This window comes from Arthrobacter sp. zg-Y1219, assembly GCF_030125545.1.
Taxonomy (GTDB): domain Bacteria; phylum Actinomycetota; class Actinomycetes; order Actinomycetales; family Micrococcaceae; genus Arthrobacter_B.
Genome location: NZ_JASKLY010000021.1, coordinates 1 through 26,904, shown reverse-complemented (window position 1 = coordinate 26,904; position 26,904 = coordinate 1). Strand labels below are relative to the sequence as shown.

The window sequence follows — 26,904 nt, the reverse complement described above, 5'->3', positions numbered from 1 at the left end:
AGCCTGCGGCGCCGACGCGGGACGCGGGAGCTGAAAAGCACTCAGGACGGGACCGGCGGCTGTTCTTTCGTGTCGTCCCATCCGAGGTTGGTGGCCATGCGCTGCAGCACTGCAACGAGTGCCATGTATTCGTCCTCCGAGACGTTCTCCGTGAGTTGTTCCCGGATGCGCTCGACGGCGCCGCGCAGGTTTTCCAAGCTGCGGCGCCCCAGGTCGGTCAGCTGGTACTCGTCCTCTTCCAACGCCACCCAGCCGCTTTCGCGCAGTTCTTCAATCAGCTCCACCGAGGTGCCGGTCTCCACGACGGGAAAGTAGGGCCTCAGGCCGTCGGTCAGCTGCTTCTCGGAAGCGGGGCCGTCGGTCAGCAGATTCATCATCTGCCACTGCCTCCGGGTGACGCCGTGTTCTTCGAAACTGGCTCCAAATTGGTCATCAACCAGTTGGTCCACGAGTTTGAGCCAGAATCCGATGGGACGTTCGTCAGTAGCCATCACCCCACTGTACAAATCAATTCCGGTTCACGGAATGGGCAATCCGGGTTCACTCAACGATTCGAATTCCTGCGGGAACCCCTGGTATTCCGGGAGCACTGTCTCGGATCCAGAACTGCTGTGTCGGATCTGGAACTGCTGTGTCGGATCCTGAACCGCGGCGCCGGACCGGGAACTACTGTCAGATCCGGGCGCGCATGCCGCAGCGCGGGCAGGGGGCGGAACGGGCGAGGTCCACGCACACAGCGCAGAGGGGCAGCTGGCCGTTGTCATCCCGCAGGGGACGGTTCGGCATCGACTTTCCACAGTATGGTCTGGGCCGTTGCGCATGGTGCATCGCCCGGCGCTTGCAGGGCGTGCAGAAAACATGCACGAGATCATCTTCATCCTTGACGGTCACATCCTGTGGATGGATGAGGGTTGATTCCTGGGTGCTCATAGTCCTTTCCCGATGACGGCGGGTCCTGACTCCCAGATTAATCGTGTCGGGAACCGGTCCGGGGTCGTGGGAACACCGTTCTCGCCCGTCATGGCGCGGATTCTGGAGGCTGCGAGCGGGAGCAGGCGTGCGGAAATTCATACCGGGCGGTCTCGCATCAGCGTTAGCCGGTGAGCCGGCGTCAGCGGGTGAGTCAGCGCCAGCGGGTGAGCCGGCGTCAGTCGAGCAGGGACCGGATGTCCTCCGCAGTGAGCGCGGAGCTGAACACGGCGTCGTCGTCCATCACCGAACTGAACAGTTTTGCCTTCTGCTCCTTCAGCGCCATCACCTTTTCCTCGATGGTTCCGCGGGCCACCATCCGGTAGACCATGACGTTGCGGGTTTGTCCGATCCGGTGCGTGCGGTCCACGGCCTGTGATTCGGCGGCCGGATTCCACCACGGATCGAGCAGGAACACGTAGTCAGCCTCGGTCAGGTTCAGGCCGAAACCACCGGCCTTGAGGCTGATGAGGAACACCGGCGCCTCGCCGTCCTTGAAGGAGTTGATGACGGCACCGCGGTCCCGGGTGGAGCCGTCCAGATAGGCATAGGGGATGCCGGCAGCATCCAGCCGCTCGGCAGCCTTCTTGAGGAAGGAGGTGAACTGGCTGAAGATCAGGGCGCGGTGACCTTCCGCGGTGACGTCTTCGAGCTGCTCGAAGAGGGCATCGAGTTTGGCCGAGGGCACTCCGGCGTAGTCGTCGTCCACGAGCGAGGCGTCAAGGCTCAACATCCGCAGCAGGGTCAGGGAACGGAACACGATCATCCGGTTCCGGTCCAGGTCCTTGATCAGGCCCAGCAGCTTCTGCCGCTCGCGCTGCAGATGCATCTCGTAGATCTTGCGATGCTTCGGGCTCAACTCGACTTCCAGGACCTGCTCCTGCTTTTCGGGCAGGTCCTTGGCCACGGCTTCCTTTGTGCGCCGCATCAGGAGGGGCCTGATGCGGCGGCGCATCCGGGCGAGCAGCTTGGAGTCTTCGCCGCGTTCAATGGGGCGCTGGTATTCCTCAATGAACTTCCGGGCCGACGGAAACAGGCCCGGAGCCACAATGGCGAACAGGCTCCACAGCTCCAGCAGGTTGTTTTCCATCGGTGTGCCGGTAATCGCCAGCTTGAACGGTGCCTTCAGGTCGCGGGCGCACTGATGGGCGCGGGTGGTGCGGTTTTTGACGAACTGCGCCTCGTCGAGGATCAGCCCGTCCCACTCGAGGTCACGGTAGGAGGCAAAGTCCAGCCGGAACACCGCATAGGAGGTGATCACAAGGTCAACGTCAGCGGTCAGCTCCGCCAGGGGAACCCTGGATTTGGCGGTGGTGTCGGGAATGGCGACAGTTCGCAGGCCCGGGGTGAAGCGGGCCGCTTCGGAGAGCCAGTTGGGCACCACCGAGGTGGGTGCCACCACGAGGAAGGGGCGGCGGGGTGCGGGGGTGGCTGTGGCAGTGGCGCCCGTAGAAGTGGTGGCACCCGTGGCACCCATGGAAGTGGTGGCACCCGTGGCACTCGTGGCACTCGGGGAGTCGTCGGCGCCCGAGGCCGGGACGTCGTCGTCGTGCTTCGCTGTCTGTTCCCGGGCGTGGGCCAGCAGTGCCAGCGTTTGCAGGGTCTTGCCCAGGCCCATGTCATCAGCCAGGATTCCGCCGAGCCCATGTTTCCAGAGGAAGGCCAGCCAGTTGTAGCCCTCCGTCTGATAGGGGCGAAGCTCAGCGTGCAGTCCGGCCGGCAGCGGAACCTGTGCCACGGAATCCAGTTCCAGCAGTCCGGTGACCGAGGCGCGCCACGCGGCTGCCTGCTCGGTCTCCTCCGCCAGTTCCTCCAGCTCCGACCACAGCCCGGCCTGATATCTGCTGATGGACAGTTCGCCGGTTTCCCACTCCTGCAGCCCCTCAGTTTCCTCAAGCAGTGCGTGGAGCTGGGCGAATTCGGGCCGGTCCAGCGACAAGTAGGTGCGGTCGGGGAGCAGGAGTTTGGTCTTGCCCTGGGAGAGGGCCTTGAAAACCTCTGCGAACGGCACGAGCCGGCCGTCCACGGTGATCATGATGCCGAGGTCGAACCAGTCGCGGCGCTCGGTCTCCACCGTGGTGATCCGCAGCTCCGGAACGCTGGTCAGCTCGCGGTAGTCGGGGCGCTCGCCGATGACGTCCACCCGGACGCCGTCGACCTTTTCGATTTTGGGCAGCAGGTATTCAGTGAACTCGGCGGTGTCGATGCCCGAGTATGAGCGGCTGCGGGGCACCGATCCGAGGACCTTGCCGACGGCTGTGAGCAGATCCGCTTCGGAGACCACGTCGCGGTAGCCTGCCGCCGGATCGGCTCGGGTGCCCAGCGGGATGCGCGTGATGTCGTCTCCCTGCCGGTACTCCCATTCCCAATCCAGGAACAGCGAGTCATCAGGCTGGAAGGACGCGGTGAGAACCAGCAGGGGCGGGGAAATCTCGGGGAATTCAACCGAGTTGTCGCTGCTGGTCACTGGCAGGACCTGGCGGAGCTTGGGATAGAACTTCTCCAAAAACACCGGGGCGTCATCTTCGGGGATCAGAACGGGTGCACCCTTGAGCAGCAGGCCCTTGTCCTGGTCGGTGAGCGGACGGGCCGTGGGCGCCAGCGTGATGACGTTCTCCGGGCTGCGCACATAAATGCCGTGTCCGGCAATGAGTCCGGCGGCATCCGTGGGAAAGGGCTGGCCGTCAATTTCCAGTACCGGCAGCAGCTGCAGCGGAGCCGAGGTGCCCGGTTCCGTGGCCCGGACATCGAGTGACAACGCCGCCCGTTGCCCCAGCTGGACCGTTGTGTCTTTCTTGGTGCCAACAAATTCCACGCCAATCCGCCGGGCCTCTTCGAGCAGCTGCCACAGGAGCGGATTGGAGAAGTCGTCCAGGTACAGCCAGGAATCGTTCTGGCCGAAGTAGCTCACCCCGTTCGAGCGGTGCAGGGCGGGGAACTGCGAAAACCAGCGGTGCTGCTCCGGATTCAGCTTCAAACCATAGGTCTGGTAGGAAATGTTGCTCCAGGCCAGATTGTTTTTCACCCAGTTGCCCTTGGTATTGCGGACCACGGGGCGCACTCCCAGCCGGAACGAGGTGGCCCGGTGTGCGCTGCGGGGTGCCGGTGCTCCCCAGCGGGCGCTCATTCCGGCGTCGGACGTCCGCACCTCAAACTGCAGGGCCAGCGGAGTGGCTGCCGCCGGGGTGCTGCCGGTCAGGGCCTCAAGGTCGGCGTCGATCAATGTCTGCAGCGACTCCTGCCACGCCGGGACCGTTGGTTTGCCCGGTGTGCCGCCCGAGCCCGGCGTGCCGGGGCGGATGAATTCCTGCCGCGCCAGCAAATGGTCGGTATTGCTTTGGAGCGCGACGGCGGCCACGTGCTTGCAGTCGAAGCCCACCGGGCAGCTGCAGTGGTTGTCCAGCAGCCGGTAGTCGCCCTGCCGCTTTTCGCCCAACTGCAGCATTATCCGATACGGAACGGAGGAGTGTCCGCGGACTTTTGCCCGGAGCACTTCGGCCTGCGGATCCCATTCCAGTGTGTCCACCGCGCCGCCCTTGGCGTACGTCTGTCCGCGTTGGAAGGCCGCGCCGCCCACGACGCGGATGATGTCGGTGACATCGATGAGAGGCGGGGAGGAAGGCATGAATTTATCGTCTCACGCACTCCCGACACTTCCGCGACGGGTGTCCTGAAGGCAGATGAGCATCCGTATCCAGGCGTGTTCCTGCAAAGCGGCGCGAATCTCGCTAGCATCGTGGACAGCGCAGATCACAATGGCGTGGTCTGCGTCTTCCCTCGGTTCCGAGCGGTTCCGAGAAGTGGGCTTCGTTCGAGAGCGTTGGAATCGTGAGGCATGGCTTCGCTGCCGAACCGCGACCCGTTCCTGAAGGGCTGGCGCCTATGGAAGCGGGGAAGGTCTGGCACGTATGGAAGCCGTGAAGGGCTGACGCCTATGGAAGCGGGTGGGGCGTCTAGAAGGGCGGCGGGTTGTCTCCGTAGCCGTCTGGATCATCTGGAGCACTTGGAGCACTTGGAGCACTCGGATCGCCGGGGGCGCTTGGAGCACCGGCATCATTGGCCCGTGATGGATCAATGCCCGCCGCGTCGCCTCCGCCATTCGCCTGGCCACCATTCGCCTTGATACCCGCTTGCAGTCCGCTGGCACCATCACAGGTTTCCTGAGAGCCCTTACCGGTTTCCCGGGACAGGCTCAGTTGCGGTTCGGTGCGGTAACACCTGCCGCCCGGTGAGGTCCACTCAATCACCCCGGGACGAGGCTGCCTGGCTTTCCAGAACCCTTCGGTTTTGAACATGTGATGCCGCCGGCACAAATGCTCCAGATTGTCATGATCAGTCGGCCCGCCCTGAGCCCACGGTTTGGTGTGGTCAATCTCGGAAATTACCGCGTTGGTCCGGCAGCCCGGGAACCGGCAGGTTCCGTCCCGCACCCGCAAAACCCGCTTCAATCCATCGGGAACCTTCCGCCGTTTCCCGACCCGCAGGATCTCTTCGGTGTCCGGATCGCGTTCCACCGGTGTCCATTTCATGGCCTCGCGGGCCATCCGCCGAGCCGTTACGGGACTGATCGGCCCATATCCGTTCAGTTCCGCCGGCTGATCATCGGCACCGAAGAGGGTTTCAGCATTGATCAGCACCAGAATCTCCGTCCGCGCCCGGGGACCATGGCCAATACGACAGGACCCGAACCCCTTGCCGGAACCGGAACCCTTACCTTCACTGCTGGCACCCCTGCCGGAGCCGGATCCCTTACGACGGCCCTTACCCTTCTTGCCCCCGGCACCCGTGCCACCACCGTTTCTGCACTCGTCCCCGCACTCATGCTCGTGGCCGCCCAACAGATCCGCGAGGATGTCCGTGCGCAACTGATCCACCGTGCGTGTGTCCCCGGCGGCCTGCTCACCCCGGGCCGCAACACTGAGCTGAGTAAAAATGGCTTGGGCTTTCTCGGCCGGCAGTAACGCCGAGAGCCAGGACATCCCGTCCGGCTCCGGACGCACCCACACCGTCCGCTGCTCAAACGCCGTCAACTGCCGCTGCACGATGGTCTCCGGATAGTACTGCTCCCGCAGCCGGTGAGCCTTCACCCGGAACTGGGTTCTGGTCTGGCCCGCCGCCAGACCCAGCAGCTCCGCCTCGAACCCGGTCAGCTCGCCCGGCACCACGCCCACACACTGCTCCACCAGGGTCTCGACGTGCCCGTAACTGATCTGTCCGGACTCCAACGCCTTCAGCGTGGCCGTGTTCCTGGTGCAGAGATCACCGGCCTGACTCATCAACGCCTTTCCGGTACCGGTGGGCACTCCCAGAATGGTCGCGGCTTCCTCCGCAGCGAGACTGAACGCCATCTCCGCATCCCGCAACCCGGTAACGGATAGCGTCTCGTCCTCGTAAACGGTCTGCAGCCGGGACAGGACCCGAGCCTGCTGCGCCTGCACCCACCGCGACAAATGATTGAGCCGGGCCAACACCGTCCCGGTTTGCTCCTCAGTCAACGACTCCACATTCTGCAGGACCAGAGACCCGGTCAACCCATCACCCGGATCACTGCCGGCCACCCCGGGCTCGGCGACAAAGACGAACCGGCTGCGAGCTGCAGCGTCATCGCCAGTGCCGGGAGTCCCGGTCGAAGATCCGTTCTGATCCATGACTAAAGACTTTCACCCGGCACTGACATTCCTGGTTCGAGAAGCCCCAAAACAGCCCCAAAACAGCCCAAAACAGGCCCTTTTTCGGACTCTCAAATACTCGACTTTTGAGAAGAATTACTTGGCCTCAAAACCCGCCGGAAATGCCCGCCGCAAGCCCGCCCGCAAGCCGACCCGCAAGCCCGCCGTAAGCCCGGCCCCTCCGATGTCAGAGGGCGGAGGGTATTGCCGGGGTTCGCACTGCAGAGAAAGCGGTCAGCCCTTGGGCTTCACCACGGGGAACCGGCCGCTGGGCTCTTCCCCCTCTTCGAAGTGGCTGGCTGCCGGACCCACGATCAGCGGATCCGGCGCATGCACCAGGGTCGTGTTCTTGTTGGGATAGTCGACTGAATGAAGGACCTGACGCATGGCCTCGAGCCGCGCCCGTTTCTTGTCGTTGGACTTCACCACCGTCCAAGGGGCATCACCGGTATCGGTGTAGAAGAACATGGCTTCCTTGGCTTCGGTGTAGTCATCCCACTTGTCGAGGCTGGCCAGGTCGGTGGGGGAGAGCTTCCACTGTTTCACCGGATCTGTTTCGCGGGCCGCGAATCGTGCCAACTGTTCGGCCCGCCCCACCGAAAACCAGAGTTTCGTCAGCAGCACGCCCGAGTTCACCAGCATCCGCTCCAACTCGGGTACCTCTCGCATGAACTCCAAGTACTGGGCTGGTGTGCAGTACCCCATGACGCGTTCGACTCCGGCCCGGTTGTACCAGGAACGGTCCATCATGACGATCTCGCCGCCGCTGGGCAGCCTCGCCACGTACCGCTGGAAATACCACTGGGTGCGTTCACCGTCGGTGGGCTTCTCCAACGCAACGATCCGTGCGCCGCGGGGGTTGAGATGTTCGTTGAAGCGCTTGATCGAACCGCCTTTACCGGCGGCATCGCGGCCTTCGAAGATGATGAGCATTTTCTGTCCGGTCTCCTTGACCCAGAGCTGCATCTTCAAAAGCTCGATCTGCAGGGCACGTTTTTGCTTCTCGTAGCTGCGCCGGGACAGCTTCGTATCGTAGGGGTAATTGTGCCGCCAAGCGTCGTCGTCGGCCTTTTCCTTGGGTTTTTTGGACTTGATTTTCAGTTCGCGCATTTCATCAAGTTCTTGGGCGTAGTCCTCCGCCACAGCGACCCTCTTGGTTTCGTCCGAGGGTTTGACGTCGCCGGCTGCCTTCACAGCGACGGGCTGTTCGGCGACCTTGTTGTCGGCGTTGATCGTCGTGGACTTATTCGTAACCATTGCATCTCCCTGCGCGGACGGTAAGTAACGAATCTACGTCCCGGCGACGGGGCAGGGAAGGGGTTTCACTGACCGGGCCAAGCACAGGGAGGACCGGCGACCAGCTTCGGTTCACCGGACTTCCCTTTGCCTGCGCTCGAGCTACCGGAGGAACGTACTGTCGAATCTCTTCATGAAGGCGGCCATGGCATCGCGGTTGACCGGGGTCAGGGGCCGGTAGGTCCCGTCACCCCAGCCGGTGGCGATACCCGAGGCCGCCAGCCACGAAATTTCCTTGTAAAACAGGTTGCTCTTTGGCACGTCGAGGAACGCCGACTTGCTGGGCGCGGAGTAGGACGGCGATTCCGCGAACCGGTACATGAAGGCTGCCATCGCATCGCGGTTTACCGGCTGCAGCGGGCGGTACGTCTTCGTGCCGTTGGCCGCAGTCCATCCGGTGGAAATTCCCCGGCTGTTGAGCCAGGTGATTTCCTTGTAGAACGGGTTGGTGGTGGCCACATCGGTGAACGGCGATTTTGCCGGCGGCGTGAAGTCCGGGCTTCCGTCCAGCCGGTACAGAAAAGCGGCCATCGCATCACGGTTGACGGCCTGCAGCGGCCGATAGGTCCTGGTGCCGTTGGCTTCGGTCCAACCTGTGGAAATGCCTTCCGTGGCCATCCAGAGCATCTCGTCGTAGAACTGGGTGCCGGGAGGAACATCAGCAAACGGCGGTTTTGCCGGTGCCACCTTGGAGGTGGCCGCGGAGCGTTTGGTGACGGTCGCGTAACCGGTCTTTGAACCGGAGACGCTCACACTGATGGCCTGGCCGCTGTCCGCGTTGGTGAGCTTGTAGGTTCTGGCGGTCGCACCCTTGACCGCGGTGTTCCCGCGGTACCACTGGTAGGCCAAATCAACCGGTGCCGGTGCCCACGCGCCCGGTTCTGCGGTGAGGGTCGCACCGACGGCGGTGGCGCCGCTGATGGCGGGAACCGGGGCAACGAGCGGCATGGTTACCGCGGCAGCAGTATCCAGCAGCTTCGGTCCGCAATAGGGTTTGCAGCCCTTCGGCAGGTCACGCGCGGTGGCCTTCAACCGGGCTTCCACCTGATCCGGCGTCATCTCCGGATAGGCGGCCAAGAGGAGGGCCGCTGCACCGGCCACGTGGGGTGCGGCCATGGAGGTGCCTTGAGCCTGGGAATAGTTTTCCTTTTGCGGAATGGACGATCCTTCGTTGAAGGTAGAGAGAATGCCGCCCGAAGGATTCCCCGACATGTTTCCGCCCGGGGCCATGATGTCGACGGCGGCACCGTAGTTTGAGTACGGAGCCCGGGAACCGTCCCGGCCCGTCGCGCCAACAGTGATCACGTTGCGGCAGTTCGCAGGTGTGGAATCGGCTGCCGGCCGGTTGCTGTTCCCGGCAGCCACAACCACTACGGCGTTCCGGCCAGTGGCATAGTTCACGGCGTCCTGCATGGACGCGGAGCAGGCACCGATGCCGCCGAGGCTGAGATTTATGACAGTTGCCGGGTTGCTGTTCGCCGGGACGTCCGGCAGGGTGCCGCCGGCAGCCCAGATGATTCCGTCCGAGATGTCAGAGAGGTATCCGCCGCACTCGCCCAGGACACGGACCGGCACAACTTTCGCTGCCGGGGCGATACCGCTGATGCCCATGCCGTTGTTGGCGCTGGCAGCAACAGTTCCCGTGACATGGGTTCCATGCCAGGTAGAGCGGCTGACACTGCAGTTGGCGGAATCATTCCAATCGCCTTCGTCCCGGGGGTCGTTGTCCCGCGCATCGCCGTCGCGCGCCATTGACGGACTGCTGATCAAATCGGTGCCGGGGAGGATCTGCGCGTTCAGGTCGCTGTGGTTGGTAATTCCGGTATCCACCACGGCCACAACTTGGCCGGCGCCCTGGGACACGTTCCACGCGTCGTTCACAGCGGCACCGCCCTCAGGCTCCCAAAGGTTCCATTGCTGGAAATAGAGAGGGTCATTGGGGTCCGCCGCGGCGGGGAAGAGCAGAACATCGGGCTCGACGTACTCGACGTCGGGCTTGGCAGCCAGCGCGGCGACGACGGCGGCGGACTGATCCCCGGTCAGCTCTCGATCCACCTCGACCACTGACGCTCCGGTGCCGGTTTCGAAAAGCTCCGTAGCCTGCACACCCAGCGTGGTTGTCACTGAGCCGTAGGTGTCCAACCGTTCAACGGCAGTGATCCCGGCCTTGTCACGGAACTTCACGATGAAGCGGTTGGATGGCGGCTCGGTGGCAGCGCTTCCCCCGATTTCCGACGACGACGACGGCGGCGACGACGACGGCGGCGGCGATGACGGCGGCGATGAGGGCTGCGTGCCGCCGTCAGTGGCGAATGCCGGTGTTGAGATAACTGTGCCGCCGAGAAAAGCGGCAATAGCCAACACGGCCACCTGCCGCCTTAAAGCAAGATACTTCCCCATTTTTGTCCTGTCACAACGGCGGTCCGGGTCCGACTTCTGAGAAGCGGCCCCGGGCATCCGGTTACGCGGCCCGCCTTGTGACGAGCCGCGGGGAAACTCTAGGCGATACCCGGGGCATTCCCTATTTGTCCGTGCACCGACCCGGAATCGTTGCCCGGGCAACAACCCCGAAACCCCTAACCTCGAAGCTCCGAAAGCCCGTCGGAAAATCAACGGCGCAAAATCACCGATAATAAATACCGATGACTTCTCTGCGCTCGAAATTTCTGTCCCTGATAGCCCTGCCCGTAATCCTGTTCGGTTCCGCGGCCTGTACTCCGCTGACCGATGCCGGCTCAGATGCCGGAGCGAATGCCGGAACCGGCGCCTCCCATGCCGGTTCCGGTACTGCCGCGGTCCAGGAAGCAACAGCCGGCTCGGCGGTGGAGCAGCTGGAAACCCTCCCGATCAAGGGCAGGGCTCCCAAGACCGGCTATGACCGGGACGAGTTCGGACCGGCCTGGGCCGACGTCGACCGGAACGGCTGCGATACCCGCAACGACATCCTGGCGCGCGACCTCACCGCCGTCGTGTTCAAGGACGGAACCAAGGAGTGCGTGGTGGCGTCCGGCACCTTCGCCGATCCCTACACCGGTACGACCATCAGTTTCGTGCGCGGCAACGAGACCAGCACCGCCGTCCAGATCGACCACATCGTGGCGCTTTCCGATGCCTGGCAGAAGGGTGCGCAGCAGCTGTCCGCTGAGGAACGCGGCCAGTTCGCCAACGATCCGCTGAACCTGATGGCTGCCGACGGTCCTTCCAACGGTTCCAAATCGGATTCCGACGCCGCCTCCTGGCTGCCGCCGAACAAAGCCTTCCGCTGCGAGTATGTGGCCCGCCAGGTTGCGGTCAAGGCTGAATACCGCCTCTGGATGACACAGGCGGAGCACGACGCCGTCGCCGGAGTCCTCTCCGCCTGCCCGGACCAGCCGGTCCCCGACGCGGGCCGGGCCTCGAATGCCGCAGCAGCACCGTCCGCACCCGCACCGCCCGCAGCTGTACCGCCCGAGGTCGCCGACGCTGACGGCACGCCCGTGTACGCCAACTGTGCGGCGGTCAAGGCCGCAGGTGCGGCGCCCATCCGCGCCGGCGACGCAGGCTGGGAAGCAAAGTTCGACGGCGACGGCGACGGCGAGGGCTGCACCTCCTAGCCCACCCGGCCCGGCGCCGGGCAGCAACTGCGGTCGACACTTCTCGAAATCCTGCTTAGTCATGCTTGGGCGGAATTCCTCCCCGCCCCTAGGATGGGCCTACGGCGTTCCGGAAAGCCGGAACTCTGCTGCCTTATTCCATTGGAAACATTTGTTTTCAATTCCGAAATCTCTGGCTGTCAGGATCGATATATGAGCTCTTCATTAACAATTGGTTACGCCGCAATGCTGGAACAGTTCCACCCCACAGAGGCGGTGGCACTGTCCGAATATGCCGAGAGCAAGGGATTCTCCGGGGTTATGGCTGCAGACCATTTCCAGCCGTGGGTTCCGGCGCAGGGCCAATCCGCATTTGTCTGGAACGTACTGTCGGCTTTGGGTGAGCGCACCAAGGGCGATATCGGCCCCGGAGTTACCGCTCCCACGTTCCGGTGGCATCCGGCAATGGTGGCGCAGGCATCGGCCACGCTCGCCGCCATGTATCCCGGCCGGCACTGGCTCGGGCTGGGCTCCGGAGAAGCGCTCAACGAGCACATCACGGCGCAGTACTGGCCGGAGGCACCCGAGCGCATCAACCGGATGTTCGAAGCCATCGACATCATCAATAAGCTCTTCACGAATTCCCTGGCCGGCAAGGACGTCCGGCACAAGGGCGAGTTCTACAAGATGGAATCCACCCGGCTGTGGACCATGCCGGAAGTGGCCCCCGAAATCCTGGTCGCGACCGCGGGGCCCGTGACGGCCAAGCGCGCGGGCCGGCACGCGGACGGACTGATTACGGTGGGCGCTCCGCTGGAAAAGATCGGCATGCTCTTTGACAAGTTCGACACCGGAGCACGCGAGGCCGGCAAGGACCCGGACACGATGCCCAAGGTCCTGCAGCTGCACATGAGCTGGGCCGAGACGGACGAAGAAGCGCTGACCAACGCCATGGTGGAATGGCCCAACGGCGGCATGAAGTTCCCCAAGGGAGACATCCGCTCGCCGTTCGAACTCGAGCAGATGGCCAAACTGGTTCGGCCGGAGGACTTCGAGGGACGTCTGGTGATTTCCAGCGACCCCGATGTCCACCGCGCGTACATCCAGAAATTCGTCGACCTGGGCTTTGACCGCATTTACCTGCACAACGTCGGCCGGAACCAGCGCGAATGGATCGACGTCTTCTCCCGCGATGTGCTGCCCGCGCTCAAGCGTTAACCGATGCGCAGCATCACGCTGTGTGCGCTGCCGGGCATTGGAGAGATCGCTCCGGGGACGGACCTGGCCGCCGTGGTTTTGTCCGCCGCCGGAGCGGTCCCGGACTTTGCCCTGCAGCCGGGCGACATCCTGGCGGTCACCTCCAAGATCGTGTCCAAGGCTGAGGGGCGCCAGGTTCCGGCGGGGGACCGCGAACAGGCGATCACCAACGAGACCGTTCGGCTTGTCGCCAGCAAGGTCCATCCCGGCGGAGTGACCAGGATTGTGGAAAACAAACTGGGCATCGTGGCCGCCGCCGCCGGAGTGGACAACAGCAACACTCCGGCCGGCACCGTCCTGCTCCTTCCCGTGGACCCGGACGCCTCGGCCCGGGCGCTGTGTGCAGGCCTGCGCCGAGCGCTGGGCTTCGACGTCGGCGTGGTCATTACCGACACGATGGGCCGGGCCTGGCGCGAAGGACAGACCGACGCCGCCATCGGAGCCGCGGGACTCGAGGTCATCACCGATCTGCGCGGCAGCATGGATACCTTCGGCCAGCAGATGAAGGCGACAATGACCGCCGTCGCTGACGAGATTGCGGCGGCAGCCGACCTGATCAAGGGCAAAACCAGCCAGTGCCCGGTAGCGGTGCTGCGCGGCCTGCCGGAACTCGTCCGCCCCGCCTCGCCCGGTTCCCGGGACGACGGCGCCCGGAGCCTGATCCGCCCGGCGGAGCAGGACATGTTCCGGCTGGGCAGCGACGAGGCCTGGCGCGAAGGCTACGCCGCGGCATGCCGGGACGCCGGGCTGCCGGTACCGGAGTTTCAGCAGGAGGCTTAGGCAGACGTGGCGTAGGCGCGCGCACCGGCTGCGCTGGCTGAACCGGCTGCGCCGTCGGCCGGCAGGGACAACGCAATCAGCGGCCGGCCCGTGGCCGGATGCTCCAGTACATGGGCCTGGACCCCGTAAACCGTCCCGATCAGGTCAGCCGTCAGGACGGTGCGGGGATCGCCCGCTGCCACCACGGTGCCGCCGGAGAGGACAATGACGTGGTCGCAGTGGGCTGCGGCGTGGGTCAGGTCGTGCAGCGCTGCGACAACGGCGATGCCCTGCCCGGCCAGCTGCCGCATCAGATGCAGCGTGGTCAGCTGGGCGTGCGGATCCAAGTGGTTCGTGGGTTCGTCCAGCAGCAGCAGCTGCGGTTTCTGCGCCAGCGCGCGGGCCAGCTGGACCCGCTGCCGCTGACCGCCGGAAAGTTCACTGAACAGCCGGTCCGCGAGCTGGGGAACACCGGCGGACTGAAGCGCCGTCACCACATCGGCGTCGTCCTCGCTGGTGCCGAACCCCAGCAGCGAGCGGTGCGGCATGGTCCCCAGCGACACGACGTCGCGCACTGTCAGCGGAGTGTCCGTACCGGATTCCTGCTCCGCCAGCGCGGCTATGCGGGCCCGTTCCCGGCGGGGCAGGCGCAGCAGGTCCCGGCCCTGCCAGAGCACCGTGCCCCTGCGGACGGGAACCACACCGGCCAGGGCCCGCAGCAGCGTGGATTTGCCGGCCCCGTTGGGACCGACCAGAGCGGACAGCGCGCCGGCCGGAACGGTGCAGTCCACCCCGTCCACCACGAGTTTTCCGCCGAGGGAAACGTCCACGCCCGCCGCCTGCAGATCATTCGCACGCGCTCCGGAGCCCACTTCACCGTTGTTCATGCCCCGCCCTTCCGCCGCGCCAGCACGTAGGCGAAGACCGGAGCGCCAAGCACTGCGGTCACCACACCCACGGGAAGCTCCCGGGGCTCGAACACGAACCGGGCCGCCGTATCGGCCCAAATCAGGAAGATGGCTCCGAGCAGGGCCGAGAGCGGCAGCAGCGAGCGGTGCCCGGGGCCGGTCATCATCCGGACCACATGCGGAAACACCAGTCCGATGAAGCCGATCGCCCCGCTTACGGAAACCATGGCGCCGGTCAGCAGGGCTGTTGCCGCCAGCATGCTCCACCGCACGGCCGGAACGTTGATGCCCAGGGCCGAGGCGGCGTCGTCGCCGAAGGCAAATCCGTCCAGGATCCGCGACGCGGCCAGCAGCGGAATGCCCACCGCAACCAGCGCCCCGGCGGCGATCCCGGCACTGGACCACTGCGCACCGCTCAGCGACCCGAGCAGCCAGCCCAGGATGTTCCGGTAGGAGTCGCCGGTGGCGGTCCAGAAAATCACCAGGCTGGTCAGGGCGCTGCCGAGGGAGGAGACCGCCACGCCGGCCAGGACGGTGCGCGACGGCGTCAGCCCGCCGGCCAGCCGGGCCAGCAGCAGCGTTGCCGCCAGCGCCGCCAGTGCGCCGATGAACGCCGCCAGCGGAAGCAGCAGCTGCAGGCCCAGCAGGACCACGCAGACTGCTCCCAGCGAGGCACCCGAAGACAGGCCCAGCAGATACGGGTCGGCCAGTGCATTGCGGGTCAGCGCCTGCATGACCGCGCCGCTGATCGCCAAACCGGCCCCCACGGCGGCAGCGGTCAGCACCCGGGGCAGCCGCAGCTCCCAGATGATTCCGTCGTGCAGGGCGGAGAGCGGGCTGGTGCCGATCCCCAGGTGGGAGAGGATCGTGCCGAAAGCATCGGCCACGCTGATGTCCGCAGGCCCCACCGTTGCCGCCGCCGCAATGGAGAAGACCAGCGCGGCGGCCAGCACCGCCGTCGCGGTCCCGGTGCGGAACCGGCGGCGGGAGGCCGGCGCTGCCGCAGCGTCCGACGGCGTTCCCGGTGTGGGCGGGCGTGCGGACGGGCGCGGTGACGGGCGGGTCTCGCGCGGGTGGGTGCGGACGGCGGTCACGGCAGGCTCGAGAGCTGGTCGGCGAGGTCCGCCACCGCTTCGGCGTTCCGGACTCCGGCCTCCCCGGCAGCGAAGGGGAGGACCAGGTAGCGTTCGTTGATCACCGCGTCCATGCCCGCCGTGGCCGGCATCGACGCCAGCAGCTCCTTCTTGGACTCGGCGGTGTTCCGGTCTGCGTCCACCAGGACGATGACATCCGGATTGGCCGCCACCACGGTCTCCCAGCTCAGCGAAGCCCACGAATCTTCGACTCCCGCGGCAATGTTCTCCAGGCCGAGCTCTTCCATCATCATCTGCGGAGCTCCCAGGCCGGCGCCCGCGTACGGGGTGTCCCGTCCCGAGGAGAACCAAAAGGCGGTCCGGCCCTCGCCGGCCGGCGGAACGCCGTCGAGCACCTCGCGCTGGTCGGCGATCAGGGCGGCAGCGGCATCGGGGGCGCCGAAGAGGTCGCCCGCTTCGGTGATCTGCGCGAACACGTCCTCGAAGTCCAGCTTGCCCGGGAGCCCCTCTTCTCGGCAGGCCGCCGGAGAGACATAGCTGCCGATGCCCATTGAAGCCAGGAAACCGCGCTCGCCGGCGGTGTCCGAGCTCAGGTTCGATTCCCAGCCGGCGTAGATGAAGTCCGGCTCGAGTTCCAGGACCGCTTCCTGCGTGGGTGCGGCGTCGGAGAGCGAGGGCACCGACGCGGCGTCGGCTGCCAGCGATTCGGGAACCGGACCGTCGGAGAAAGCGGTGCCGACCACTTTGTCGCCCAGGCCCAGGGCCAGCAGCGTTTCCAGCGCAGTGGATTTTATCGTCACAATTCGCTCGGGCGGTGACTTCAAGGTGACTTCCGTGCCGCAGTTGGTCACGGTCACCGGGTACGACGCCGCTGCCTCGGTGGAGCCGGAAGCGGCGGTTCCGCCGGTATTTTCGGCTGCCGGTGCGGCCGGTGCCGGCGTTCCGGAGCAGCCAACAATTCCGGCCAGGCCGGCGGCCAGGAGCAGGGAATAGGCAGGGTAAAGGGAGCGGTTCATAGTTCCTCGCAGGTCTTAGGGATATCGGAGGGATCTATGGCCCAAATCCAGACCAGCTCTACCGGCCATAACAAGGCGGGTGATCTATCGAGGAGGTTAGCACCCCTTCGTTTCGGATCGTGTTTCCAAGGGGGTCCGCCGCGGCATTATCCGCGCCAGCGGTGCTCCGCGCAATAGTTTAAAAACCCTTGCAGGTTCCGTCTTGAGCGTCAAGGATGAACAGACGCCTCGGCAATCCAACGCAGCTTTTTAACGCGGTGGAAATGTTGGGGAAATGTTCAGCACGAAGACTGATAAAGGCCCTTCAACCGGCCAATCGTTACCGCACCACGTTTGCCGTTACTAGGAGGCACAATGACAATCATCCGTACAGCTTTGACTCAGACGACCTGGACCGGGGATGAGGAATCCATGGTCGCCAAGCACGAGGAGTTTGTCCGCAAGGCAGCTGCCGAGGGCGCGCAGATCATTTGCTTCCAGGAATTGTTCCACGGCCCGTATTTCGGGATTGTGCAGGACAACAAGTACTACGAGTACGCACAGAAGGTTCCGGGACCCCTCACCGAACGGTTCTCGAAGCTCGCCGCCGAGCACAACATGGTGATCATCCTGCCGATTTACGAAGAGGACCAGCCCGGCGTCCTGTACAACACCGCAGCAGTCATCGACGCCGACGGAACGTACCTGGGCAAGTACCGCAAGAACCACATTCCGCACGTCGAGAAGTTCTGGGAAAAGTTCTACTTCCGGCCGGGGAACATGGGCTGGCCGGTGTTCGAGACCGCCGTCGGAACCGTGGGCGTGACCATTTGCTACGACCGCCACTTCCCCGAGGGCTGGCGTGTCCTGGGCCTGAACGGTGCCCAGCTCGTCTTCAACCCGAACGCTTCCAAGCCGGGTCTGTCCAACCGGCTCTGGGAACTGGAACAGCCCACCGCTGCAGCCGCCAACGGCTACTACGTGGTAGTCCCCAACCGGGTGGGCGCCGAAACGAACGAATTCGGCGATGAAGCCGTCGACTTCTACGGCACTTCCTACATGGTCGATCCGCAGGGCAACTACGTCGGCGAGATCGGCGCCCGCGACGGCGATGAGCTGATGATCCGCGACTTGGACATGGACCTGGTCCGCACCGCGCGCAACAACTGGCAGTTCTACCGCGACCGCCGCCCGGACGCCTACGCGCCGATCACCGCGCCGTAGCCCTTCCTGCAAACGCGCCAACGGGCCTTGAGCAGGCCGCGCCTTTAACACAGACAAGGATGTCGTTTTGAGTACAACACTGATCACCGGAGGCACAGTTGTCACCTCCACCGGCCGCAGCGAGGCGGACGTTCTCATTGACGGGGAAAAGATCGCAGCGGTACTCGCCCCCGGATCCACGCTGCTGGGCCACGACCTTGCCCGCTCCGTGGACACTGTCCTGGACGCCACGGGCAAGTATGTGATTCCCGGCGGCATTGACGCCCACACGCACATGCAGATGCCGTTCGGCGGCACGGAAGCCTCCGACACATTCGAAACCGGAACCCGCGCGGCGGCCTGGGGCGGAACGACGACGATCGTCGACTTCGCGATCCAGCGGTACGGAGAGCGAGTGATGGACGGCTTGGCCGCGTGGCATGAAAAGGCCGCCGGGGAATGCGCCATCGACTACGGGTTCCACCAGATCGTCGGCGACGTGAACGACGATTCGCTGAAGGCAATGGCGGGGCTCATTGACGAGGGCGTCTCCAGTTACAAGCTGTTCATGGCGTATCCGGGCGTCTTCTACAGCGATGACGCGCAGATTTACAAGGCCATGCGGGTTGGCGCCGAGACCGGGCTGATGACCATGATGCATGCCGAGAACGGTCCGGCCATCGACGCCATGGTCACCGAACTGCTGGCCCAGGGGAAAACCGATCCCTACTATCACGGGGTGGCACGGGCCTGGCAGATGGAGGAGGAAGCCACACACCGGGCCATCATGCTGGCCAACCTCACCGGGGCGCCCCTGTACGTGGTGCATGTGTCGGCGAAGCAGGCCGTCGAGCAGCTGGCCGCCGCCCGCGACAACGGCCAGAACGTCTTCGGCGAGACCTGCCCGCAGTACCTCTACATGAGCCTGGAGGACCAGCTGGGCGCCGAGGGGTTTGAGGGCGCCAAATACGTCTGTTCCACGCCGCTGCGCTCCAAGCACGAACACCACCAGGACCACATGTGGCAGTCGCTGCGCACCAACGACATCCAGATGGTCGCCACCGACCACTGCCCGTTCTGCATGAAGGGGCAGAAGGATCTGGGCGTGGGGGACTTCTCCAAGATTCCCAACGGCATCGGATCGGTGGAGCACCGCCTGGACCTGATGTACCAGGGCGTGGTGGACGGAAAAATCACGCTGGAGCGCTGGGTGGAGATCACCAGCACGACGCCGGCCCGCATGTTCGGCATGTACGGCGCCAAGGGCGTGATCGCGCCGGGAGCCGATGCCGACGTCGTCATCTACGACCCGGCGGGCCACACCTCGATCGGGCTGAACAAAACCCACCACATGAACATGGATTACTCGGCGTGGGAGGGCTACGAGATTGACGGGCATGTCGACACCGTGCTGTCCCGGGGCCGGATCCTCATCAACGACAACGAATACCTCGGGGCCAAGGGCCACGGCCGGTACGTCCGCCGCGCCCCGAGCCAGTACCTGATCTAGGAACGGAAAAGAAATGGAATTCGGAGCAGTTCTGCAGTGCAACCCGCCCGCCGCCCGAACCGTGGCGCTCGCCAAGAAGGCCGAGGAACACGGGTTCGACTACGTCTGGACGTTTGACTCCCACATCCTGTGGCAGGAACCGTACGTTATTTACAGCCAAATCCTGGCCGAAACCCAAAACATCAAGGTGGGGCCCATGGTCACCAACCCCGCCACCCGGGACTGGACCGTCACCGCGTCCACTTATGCCACGCTGAACGCGATGTACGGCAACCGCACGGTGTGCGGCATCGGCCGCGGCGACTCGGCGCTGCGGGTGAGCAACAACGCGCCCACCACGCTGAAAACGCTGCGCGAATCCATCCACGTCATCCGCGAGCTGGCGAACTCCCGCTCGGTGGAATACAACGGCGCCACGCTCCAGTTCCCGTGGAGCAAGGGCTCGGAGCTGGAAATGTGGGTGGCCGCCTACGGTCCGCTGGCGCTGAAGCTGACCGGGGAAGTCGGCGACGGCTTCATCCTGCAGCTGGCCGACGTGGACATCGCCGAGTGGATGATCGCCACCGTGCGGTCAGCAGCCGCAGCTGCAGGACGCGACCCCATGGCGATCAAATTCTGCGTGGCCGCACCCATGTATATAGGGGACGACTGGGAGCACATGCGCGAGCAGTGCCGCTGGTTCGGCGGCATGGTGGGCAACCACATCGCTGACATCGTCGCCAAGTACGGTGCCGACGCCGCAGTGCCGCAGGCGCTCACCGACTACATTGCCGGCCGGGAGGGCTACGACTACAACGAACACGGCCGGGCCGGCAACACCCATGCCGCCTTCGTGCCGGACGAGATTGTTGACCGGTTCTGCCTGATGGGCACGGCCGAACAGCACATCGAAAAGCTCGAAAAGCTCAAGGCCCTGGGCGTAACCCAGTTTGCCGGCTACCTCCAGCACGACAACAAGGAGGAAACTCTGCGGGTCTACGGCGAGAGCATCATCCCGGCAATGCGCGAGAACGTGAGCGCGACGGCATGACCCGCACCGGAACCGGGACACCGCCGGCGGCGCGGATTGGCTGGGCCGCCGGCGGTGTGCTGGTTCCGGTACTTCTCTGGGAGGCGTACAAATTCGCCGGTCCGGAAAACGGCGTGAGCGTGATGGGCCTGCCGCTCCTTCCCCGGACCACTGACCTGGCCATGCCTCACGTTTGGACCATGCTCGCGCGGCTGGCGGAACCGGCGACGTCGGCCGCGGGGGCGCCGCCCCTGTGGACAGCAGTGTTGCAGGCAGCGGCCTTCACCCTGGGCATCGCGGCGGTGGGCTGGTTCATCGGAGTCGCCGTGGGCATGGGACTGGCGGTGGTCATGCAGCGCTTCCGCTCCGCCGGCTCCGCACTGCTGCCCTGGATCATCCTGAGCCAGACCGTCCCGCTGATTGCGATTGCCCCGCTGGTCCGCCGCTGGGGCTCCCAGCTCGAGATCGGCTCCTTCACCTGGGAGAACTGGATGTCGGTGGCCGTCATCGCCTCCTATCTGGCCTTCTTCCCGGTCGCCATCGGCGCCCTGCGGGGGTTCTCCTCTCCGCAGGCCAGCCATCTGGACCTGATGCACAGCTATTCGGTGGGCTGGTGGCGCAGCTTCCTGTTCCTCCGGCTTCCGGCCAGCATTCCCTTCCTGCTGCCGGCGCTGCGCCTGGCGGCGGCAAATGCCGTGATCGGCGCCGTCGTCGCGGAAGTATCGATCGGCCTGAAGGGCGGGATCGGCCGGATGATCGTGGAGTATGCCGCCGCGGCCGGCGGAGACCCGGGCAAACCCTGGGCGCCAATCTTCGGAGCCGTCCTGCTGGGCCTGGCAGCGGTCGCTGCCATCACGGTCCTGGGACTGTTCCTGCACCGCTACCGCAGAGGAGAACAAGCATCATGAGTGAATCAACCGAATCGGCAGTGCCGGAACCGGCGGTGGAAGTCCGCGACGTCCACCGGATCTTCGCCACAGGCAAGGGCTCCGTCACGGCACTGGAAGCGGCCAGCCTGACCGTGGCACCGGGCGAATTCGTGTCACTGATCGGACCCTCGGGCTGCGGCAAGAGCACTTTGCTGCGCCTGATCGCCGACCTTGACGAACCGAGCAGCGGAACGATCAGCGTTTTCGGCCGGACCGCCCGGCAGGCCCGCCGGGAGCAGGCCTACGGGATTTGCTTCCAGCAGGCCGGGCTGCTGCCCTGGCGGACCGTGCGGGCCAACATCGAACTGCCGCTGCAGCTGCACGGGGTCGCGGTGAAAGCCCGCAAGGACCGCGCCGAGGAACTCCTGGGCATGGTGGGGCTGTCCGAATTCGCCGATTCCTTTCCGGATCAGCTCTCCGGCGGCATGCAGCAGCGGGTGGCCATCGCCCGGTCCCTGGCCGAAAGCCCGCGCCTGCTGCTGATGGATGAGCCGTTCGGTGCCCTGGATGAGATGACCCGCGAACGGATGCAGAACGAACTGGTGCGGATCTGCGCGGAGACCGGCGCCGCCGTCGTTTTCGTCACCCACTCCATCCCGGAGGCAGTGTTCCTCTCCGACCGGGTGTTCGTGATGTCGGCACGGCCGGGCCGGATCAAGGACGTGCTGCCGATGCGCCTCGGGGCGGCGGGGGAGCGCGGTGAGAACCTGCGCGAGGACACCGCGTTCTACGCGGCCATCACCGCGGTGCGCGAAGCCCTGCACGGCACGTCGGTGTCGGAGCTGCGCGGAGTTGAGACCCGGTGAGCACCGTGGGAACGTCGGCGCAGCCGACTGGAGCGTCGCCGACTGGAGCGGCGCCGGCGCTGGCCGCCGCCACTTCGCCTGCCCTGCTCGCACGGGCGGTCGACGGCGGCCGGCAGGCACTGCTGCCGGTGCTGCTGGGCGTCGCGGCGGTCCTGCTGTGGCAGGGCGCGGTGACCCTGTTCCAAGTGCCGCCGTTCGTGCTGCCCGGGCCGTTCGCCATAGCCGCGGCGTTTTTCGGCAACCTCGGCACTATTGTGTCGGCGTCCCTTGTGACCGGAGGCAATGCGGCGGTGGGACTGGTCGCCGGCGGGCTGCTGGGGGTGGTGGCCGCCGTCGTCGCCGCCTTCCTGCCAATCTTTGACCGGCTAACCGGACCGCTGGTGTCAGCGCTGTCGGTGGTGCCGATCGTGGCCGTGGCTCCGGTGCTTTATACGATGTTCGGCGCCGGCGAGGAGGCGCCGCGGCAGATCGTGGCCGGAATCGCCGTTTTTGTGCCGGTCTACGTGAATTCGCTGCGCGGCTTCCGGCAGGTCCTGCCCGTGCACCGTGACCTTATGCGCTCCTATGCCGCGGGCCGCTGGCAGGTCACCCGCGCCGTCACCCTCCCCAGCGCCGTCCCGTACATGTTCACCGGGCTGCGGATCGCATCCTCCCTGGCCGTGATCTCGGCGCTCATCGCCGAATACTTCGGCGGCCCCGTGGGCGGACTGGGCAAATCCATCACCTCGGCGGCCTCCGGCAGCAACTACACGCTGGCCTGGGCCTACGTGCTGGGCGCCGTCGTCGTCGGCCTGGTCTTCTTCTGCGCCACCGCGGCACTGGAGAAATACAGCTCCCGGCACTGACATCGCCGGTTTTCACTGCCGTCCCGTCCGGACGGTCTGCATTGATCTGCTCACACCCAAATGGAGGCTATGAAATGGCAAGTGGAAAACGTATCCGCACCGCCGCAGCGGCGGGAACCGCAGCAGTCCTGGTTTTGGCCGGCTGTGCCTCGGGCAGCGGTGCTGAGGAGGGGGAGTCCGCCGAAGGGCTGACGCCGGTGAAGCTGCAGCTGCAGTGGTTCTCGCAGGCGCAGTTCGCCGGTTATTACGCGGCCCTGGACCAGGGCTTTTTCGAAGACGAAGGCCTGGAGGTGGAAATCGTCGAGGGCGGAGCCGACATCGTGCCGCAGGATGTGCTGGCCTCGGGGGACGTGGATTATGCGATTTCCTGGGTGCCGAAGGTGCTGGGCTCCATTGAACAGGGCGCCAACATCACCAACGTGGCGCAGATCTTTGAGCGCAGCGCCACGCTGCAGGTCGCCATGGCCGACTCCGGAATCGACGGCCCGGAAGACCTCGCGGGAAAGAAAGTGGGGTCCTGGGGCTACGGCAATGAATGGGAGCTCTTCGCGGGCCTGCAGGACGCCGGAGTGGAGCCGGGCGACATTGACCTGATCCAGCAGGCCTTCGATATGAACGGCTTCCTGTCCGGAGACATTGATGCGGCCCAGGCCATGACGTACAACGAGTACGCGCAGGTGCTGGAGACCATCAACCCGGAGACCGGAGAACTGTTCCAGCCCGAGGACCTGACGGTCATTGACTGGAACGAAGAAGGGTCCGCCATGCTGCAGGACGCCATCTGGGCCGATGCCAGCCGGCTTGCCGATGACGCCGAATATCAGGAAACCACCACGGCATTCATCAAGGCAGCGATCAAGGGCTGGATCTACGCCAAGGACAATCCGGAGGAAGCGGCCGCGATCGTGACCGAATCCGGATCCACCCTGGGCCAGAGCCACCAGCTGTGGATGACGAACGAAACCAACAAGCTGATCTTTCCGTCCACCAACGGCGTCGGCATGATCGATGAACAGGCGTGGAAGCAGACCGTGGAGATTGCCATGGGAACGCAGAACGAAACGGGAGCAACCATCCTGACCACCGAGCCGCCGGAAACGGCCTACACCAACGAGTACGTGGAGAAGGCGCTGGCGGAATTGGAAGCCGACGGCGTGGACACCAAGGGCGCGGATTACGAGCCGATCGATGTGACGCTGGCCGAGGGCGGCAACTAGCGGCCGGCGGTCCCATTCCGAACCCGGAAGCTAAGACCCACAGCGCTGATAGGACTGCATCCGGGAGGATGTGGGAGAGCAGGTCACCGCCGGACAATATTTACGGTTGAAAGACACCGGTGGTTCAGAGAGTAAGGCCTCGCCAGTTTGGCGGGGCCTTACTTGTGTAACCCGGCGTCCTTGTTTAGCCAGGCCGGCCCCCTTCCGGGGCCCGTCCACCCCGTTCCCGGGCCCTGGTTCCCGGTGCCCCGAGATGGCAGAAACTGCACGTTTGGGGCCTGGGAAAAGCACTTCCTGCCATCTCGCGGGAGAGGGGAGGTTTGTATGAAGTTCCCCTCTATAAGGACTTCATGTCGGCTGGTTGCTGGTTGGATACCCGAGGCATGGTGCCCCCACGTCACCGGTGGAAGTGATTATCTGAGCCCTTGCGGCTAACCGGGTCCTTCCCTATGCCTCCTCGACCCGTCACTGTAGTCTCCCGGGTCACGGTGCTGCTCATGAATCACAGTGGCTACCGGAGCTCACAGATTTATCGACCGGAGACGGGATCCTCTTATGAGTGTGCAAGGCAGAGCGGGCCACGCTGTTGGAGCGGGGCAAAAGCAACAAAGAACAAGGCGGCAGATCACCAGAGCCTCATTGGGCGTCATCGCGGGATTGTTCATGATGATTGTTCCGCTGGCGGTGCCTGCCCACGGTGTTTTCAACGGGGAGTCACCGGGCGACGAGGTTCCGGTGGGTGCTGTCGAGGTCACCATGACCGGCACTGGGCAGGGAAGTGCCGTAACTGGGGGCCTTCCGCCGGTGGGTGCCGCTTTCGATCCGACCACCGGGTACCCCGCGGATGTTCCCGAGGGGTATGAAACCGACAACCCGTCTTTCGCCGGCGTGATCACGACCGTGGACCTTGAGGGAAATACCCAGCAGATGTACTGCATCGATATCAGGACTTCCACCTATGCAGGGCTTGGATATGAGGGTGGAACTTGGAGTGAATCCAATGTGCCGAACATTGGATATGTGAACCGCGTCCTGAACAGCTACTATCCGGAGCAGCCGGGACTTCCCGCCGGAGCGCCGTCCGACGACGTTCGTGCTGCTGCTGTACAAGCGGCCGTGTGGTTCTTCAGTGACGGCTTCGTGCTGCAAGACACCGACCCGGTCCGCCCGTTCACGCTGGCAATTGTGCAGGCCGTCCTGCTCGCCGGGCCCCTCGCCGAACCGCCGGCCCCGGATGTCTACATTGCACCGCCGGTCGCTGCCGGGCCGGTCGACGGTGTCACGGGGCCCTTTACGGTGACTGCCGCGGAGGGTGCCGAGTTGACTGTGTCAGTTCCGGAAGGTTACACGCTCTATACGGATGCTGCCGGTACTGTGCCGGTAACCAACCCGGTGGGCTCCGGAATCCAGGTGTGGGTGCGCAGCACCGTCCAAACGACCGATCCCGTGGTGATCAATGCCAGGGCGGTCGTGCCAGTAGAGACGGGCAACGTTTACCTCTACGCGGGTAACAACCCTGACGTCGCCACCGCGCAGAAGCTGATCCTTGCTGCCGACGCCGAAGTGGATTCCACTGCTGAGGCCACGGCGGAATTTTTCATTGCCGGAGACCTGGCGGTGACCAAGACCTTTGCCGGTGCAGCTGTCGGACAGCAGCAAGCCATTAGCCTCACTGTTGATTGTGGGCCGGCAGGGCAGTTTCTGATTGAGATACCGGCAGGAGCTGCCGCTGCCGTCTCCGAAACAATCACTGGCCTCCCGGTGGGGACCGTTTGCTCGGTGACTGAATCAACTACCGGTTCGACATCGGCAGTGACGGTAACCGTGACGCTTCCCGACCCTGTAGAAATAGGCGAGGGTGAGAACACCTTAACCGTCATGAACACGGTGGAATACAACCCGGGAAGCCTTCTGGTCACGAAGACGATCAGCGGCTCGGGGGCAGGGCTCCAAGACGACATCCTGATCCACGTTCAATGTGGTGACGGCATCCTGGACGAAACGATTATCCTGCCCGCGGGCACTGCTTCCGGGGAGTACACGCAGCTATACGAGAACCTCCCGGCGGGGACACCGTGCCGGATCTCCGAGCCGACATCGGGTGCCAATGAGGACGTAACCGTCGAATCCTTCTTCACTGGCGACGTCTCTATCATCGCCGGCGAGGTTCAGGTCACTGGGGTTACCAACGCTTTCGCTCCTGTTCCCTACACCGAGCGGTTGCCCAAGACCGGATCTGCCAGCACGGCCAGTCTCGCGCTGGCAGGAGGAGGAGCCCTGGTAGTGGGCGCCCTGTTGGTGATGGGCTCGACGCGTCGGCGCCGAAAGTAGGCACCGCAAACCGCAGTTTGCACTTTCCTAACGACAGCGGGGCCGGCTCCTTGGGGGGGCCGGCCCCCTGGCTTAAGCCCTGGAAACGGGCCGCCGGAGGGCTTCCGGGGGCGATTTGCGGGCCCGGCCAAACCTGTGTAGAGTCTTCTAAGTCGCCGCGGCCGGGAGTTGGAAAACTTCACGAGCATGGCGGCCACACCACACCAAAAACATCCTGGTGATCCATCCTGCGCTGAGAAGCCCGGGAGCGGAAAGCCGGGGATTTGGCGTGGGTTTCTCCGGACAAAATGAAGCAGTCTTCGGAATATCCCGAATTGCTAAAACAGTCCGGATGAAATAGAATAAAGAAACACTGCAGCGAAGAGAAAAGAAAGACATTCAATTGTTTTTCCGAGTATTTCGGATGCATCTGTTGTTTGAGAACTCAATAGTGTGCCAAGTTTATTGATACCAATTATTTTAATTGGTTGAACTGGTTCTTCCGCCCACCCCGTGGGTTGGGAGGACTTTTTTAGCTGGTTTCGAATTTAGTGCA

At 64.5% G+C, this 26,904-nt stretch carries 20 protein-coding genes and 1 rRNA gene; 12 read left to right on the top strand and 9 right to left on the bottom strand.

The genetic code is table 11. The features are described 5' to 3' along the window. Nucleotides 1-41 precede the first annotated feature (41 nt). The 6 genes from QNO00_RS15990 to QNO00_RS15965 form a co-directional block, all read right to left on the bottom strand. A complete protein-coding gene (locus tag QNO00_RS15990) occupies nucleotides 42-491 on the bottom strand; it encodes a MarR family winged helix-turn-helix transcriptional regulator (protein ID WP_229968205.1) in 450 nt (149 codons plus the stop codon). A 181-nt stretch (nucleotides 492-672) separates the two neighbouring features. Beyond that, complete coding sequence (locus QNO00_RS15985) at nucleotides 673-930, bottom strand: hypothetical protein (RefSeq protein WP_229968207.1); 258 nt, start codon at nucleotides 928-930, stop codon at nucleotides 673-675. A 217-nt stretch (nucleotides 931-1,147) separates the two neighbouring features. Then, the gene (locus tag QNO00_RS15980) at nucleotides 1,148-4,594 is read right to left on the bottom strand and encodes a DEAD/DEAH box helicase (protein WP_284025229.1); all 3,447 of its coding nucleotides are present in this window, start codon (nucleotides 4,592-4,594) and stop codon (nucleotides 1,148-1,150) included. A 328-nt stretch (nucleotides 4,595-4,922) separates the two neighbouring features. After that, complete coding sequence (locus QNO00_RS15975) at nucleotides 4,923-6,617, bottom strand: HNH endonuclease signature motif containing protein (protein WP_284025228.1); 1,695 nt, start codon at nucleotides 6,615-6,617, stop codon at nucleotides 4,923-4,925. Between the two features lie 255 nt (nucleotides 6,618-6,872). Next, entirely contained in the window at nucleotides 6,873-7,895 is a 1,023-nt protein-coding gene (ppk2, locus tag QNO00_RS15970) for a polyphosphate kinase 2 (RefSeq protein ID WP_229968213.1), read from the bottom strand. 141 nt (nucleotides 7,896-8,036) lie between these two features. Further along, nucleotides 8,037-10,304, bottom strand: coding sequence for a S8 family serine peptidase (locus QNO00_RS15965; RefSeq protein WP_284025227.1), 2,268 nt, complete (start codon nucleotides 10,302-10,304; stop codon nucleotides 8,037-8,039). A gap of 272 nt (nucleotides 10,305-10,576) precedes the next feature. Between QNO00_RS15965 and QNO00_RS15960 the strand changes: the two genes are divergently transcribed. The 3 genes from QNO00_RS15960 to QNO00_RS15950 all read left to right on the top strand — a co-directional run bounded on the left by QNO00_RS15960 (nucleotide 10,577) and on the right by QNO00_RS15950 (nucleotide 13,543). Then, nucleotides 10,577-11,527 (top strand): GmrSD restriction endonuclease domain-containing protein, encoded by a 951-nt coding sequence (locus tag QNO00_RS15960; RefSeq protein WP_284025226.1) that lies wholly within the window; start codon nucleotides 10,577-10,579, stop codon nucleotides 11,525-11,527. A 192-nt stretch (nucleotides 11,528-11,719) separates the two neighbouring features. Further along, a complete protein-coding gene (locus QNO00_RS15955; RefSeq protein WP_229968219.1) occupies nucleotides 11,720-12,724 on the top strand; it encodes a TIGR03557 family F420-dependent LLM class oxidoreductase in 1,005 nt (334 codons plus the stop codon). 3 nt (nucleotides 12,725-12,727) lie between these two features. Further along, nucleotides 12,728-13,543, top strand: coding sequence for a coenzyme F420-0:L-glutamate ligase (locus tag QNO00_RS15950; RefSeq protein WP_284025225.1), 816 nt, complete (start codon nucleotides 12,728-12,730; stop codon nucleotides 13,541-13,543). Here the strand turns inward: QNO00_RS15950 and QNO00_RS15945 are convergent. Genes QNO00_RS15945 through QNO00_RS15935 form a run of 3 tightly spaced genes read right to left on the bottom strand, consistent with a single transcriptional unit; the run spans nucleotide 13,540 to nucleotide 16,540 of the window. Continuing rightward, nucleotides 13,540-14,409 carry an ABC transporter ATP-binding protein gene (locus QNO00_RS15945; protein ID WP_284025224.1) on the bottom strand — a complete coding sequence of 290 codons (870 nt, stop codon included), beginning with the start codon at nucleotides 14,407-14,409 and terminating at the stop codon, nucleotides 13,540-13,542. The two genes, QNO00_RS15950 and QNO00_RS15945, sit on opposite strands and share 4 nt — an antisense overlap. After that, the gene (locus tag QNO00_RS15940) at nucleotides 14,406-15,524 is read right to left on the bottom strand and encodes a putative F420-0 ABC transporter permease subunit (RefSeq protein WP_502863471.1); all 1,119 of its coding nucleotides are present in this window, start codon (nucleotides 15,522-15,524) and stop codon (nucleotides 14,406-14,408) included. Before QNO00_RS15940 ends, QNO00_RS15945 begins: the two co-directional genes overlap by 4 nt. Continuing rightward, nucleotides 15,521-16,540, bottom strand: coding sequence for a putative F420-0 ABC transporter substrate-binding protein (locus QNO00_RS15935; RefSeq protein WP_284025223.1), 1,020 nt, complete (start codon nucleotides 16,538-16,540; stop codon nucleotides 15,521-15,523). The genes QNO00_RS15940 and QNO00_RS15935 overlap by 4 nt, the downstream gene beginning before the upstream one ends. A 354-nt stretch (nucleotides 16,541-16,894) precedes the next feature. Between QNO00_RS15935 and QNO00_RS15930 the strand changes: the two genes are divergently transcribed. From QNO00_RS15930 to QNO00_RS15895, 9 genes are all read left to right on the top strand, one after another. Beyond that, nucleotides 16,895-17,743 carry a nitrilase-related carbon-nitrogen hydrolase gene (locus tag QNO00_RS15930; protein WP_229968227.1) on the top strand — a complete coding sequence of 283 codons (849 nt, stop codon included), beginning with the start codon at nucleotides 16,895-16,897 and terminating at the stop codon, nucleotides 17,741-17,743. Nucleotides 17,744-17,810: 67 nt separating this feature from the next. Next, the gene (gene hydA / locus QNO00_RS15925; protein ID WP_229968229.1) at nucleotides 17,811-19,232 is read left to right on the top strand and encodes a dihydropyrimidinase; all 1,422 of its coding nucleotides are present in this window, start codon (nucleotides 17,811-17,813) and stop codon (nucleotides 19,230-19,232) included. A gap of 13 nt (nucleotides 19,233-19,245) precedes the next feature. Then, nucleotides 19,246-20,262: a TIGR03842 family LLM class F420-dependent oxidoreductase gene (locus tag QNO00_RS15920; RefSeq protein WP_229968230.1), complete on the top strand. Its 1,017-nt coding sequence runs from the start codon at nucleotides 19,246-19,248 to the stop codon at nucleotides 20,260-20,262. Continuing rightward, nucleotides 20,259-21,149, top strand: a complete 891-nt coding sequence (locus QNO00_RS15915) for an ABC transporter permease (RefSeq protein ID WP_284025222.1) — start codon at nucleotides 20,259-20,261, stop codon at nucleotides 21,147-21,149. Before QNO00_RS15920 ends, QNO00_RS15915 begins: the two co-directional genes overlap by 4 nt. Continuing rightward, on the top strand, nucleotides 21,146-21,976 hold the full coding sequence (locus QNO00_RS15910) for an ABC transporter ATP-binding protein (RefSeq protein ID WP_284025221.1): 831 nt from the start codon (nucleotides 21,146-21,148) through the stop codon (nucleotides 21,974-21,976). The genes QNO00_RS15915 and QNO00_RS15910 overlap by 4 nt, the downstream gene beginning before the upstream one ends. Next, a complete protein-coding gene (locus QNO00_RS15905; RefSeq protein WP_229968236.1) occupies nucleotides 21,973-22,821 on the top strand; it encodes an ABC transporter permease in 849 nt (282 codons plus the stop codon). The genes QNO00_RS15910 and QNO00_RS15905 overlap by 4 nt, the downstream gene beginning before the upstream one ends. Nucleotides 22,822-22,895: 74 nt before the next feature. Further along, the gene (locus tag QNO00_RS15900) at nucleotides 22,896-24,038 is read left to right on the top strand and encodes an ABC transporter substrate-binding protein (RefSeq protein WP_284025220.1); all 1,143 of its coding nucleotides are present in this window, start codon (nucleotides 22,896-22,898) and stop codon (nucleotides 24,036-24,038) included. Further along, nucleotides 24,024-24,133, top strand: a 5S ribosomal RNA gene (gene rrf, locus QNO00_RS17440). Before QNO00_RS15900 ends, rrf begins: the two co-directional genes overlap by 15 nt. Before the next feature lie 568 nt (nucleotides 24,134-24,701). Beyond that, nucleotides 24,702-26,369, top strand: coding sequence for a DUF5979 domain-containing protein (locus tag QNO00_RS15895; RefSeq protein ID WP_284025219.1), 1,668 nt, complete (start codon nucleotides 24,702-24,704; stop codon nucleotides 26,367-26,369). Nucleotides 26,370-26,904 lie beyond the last annotated feature (535 nt).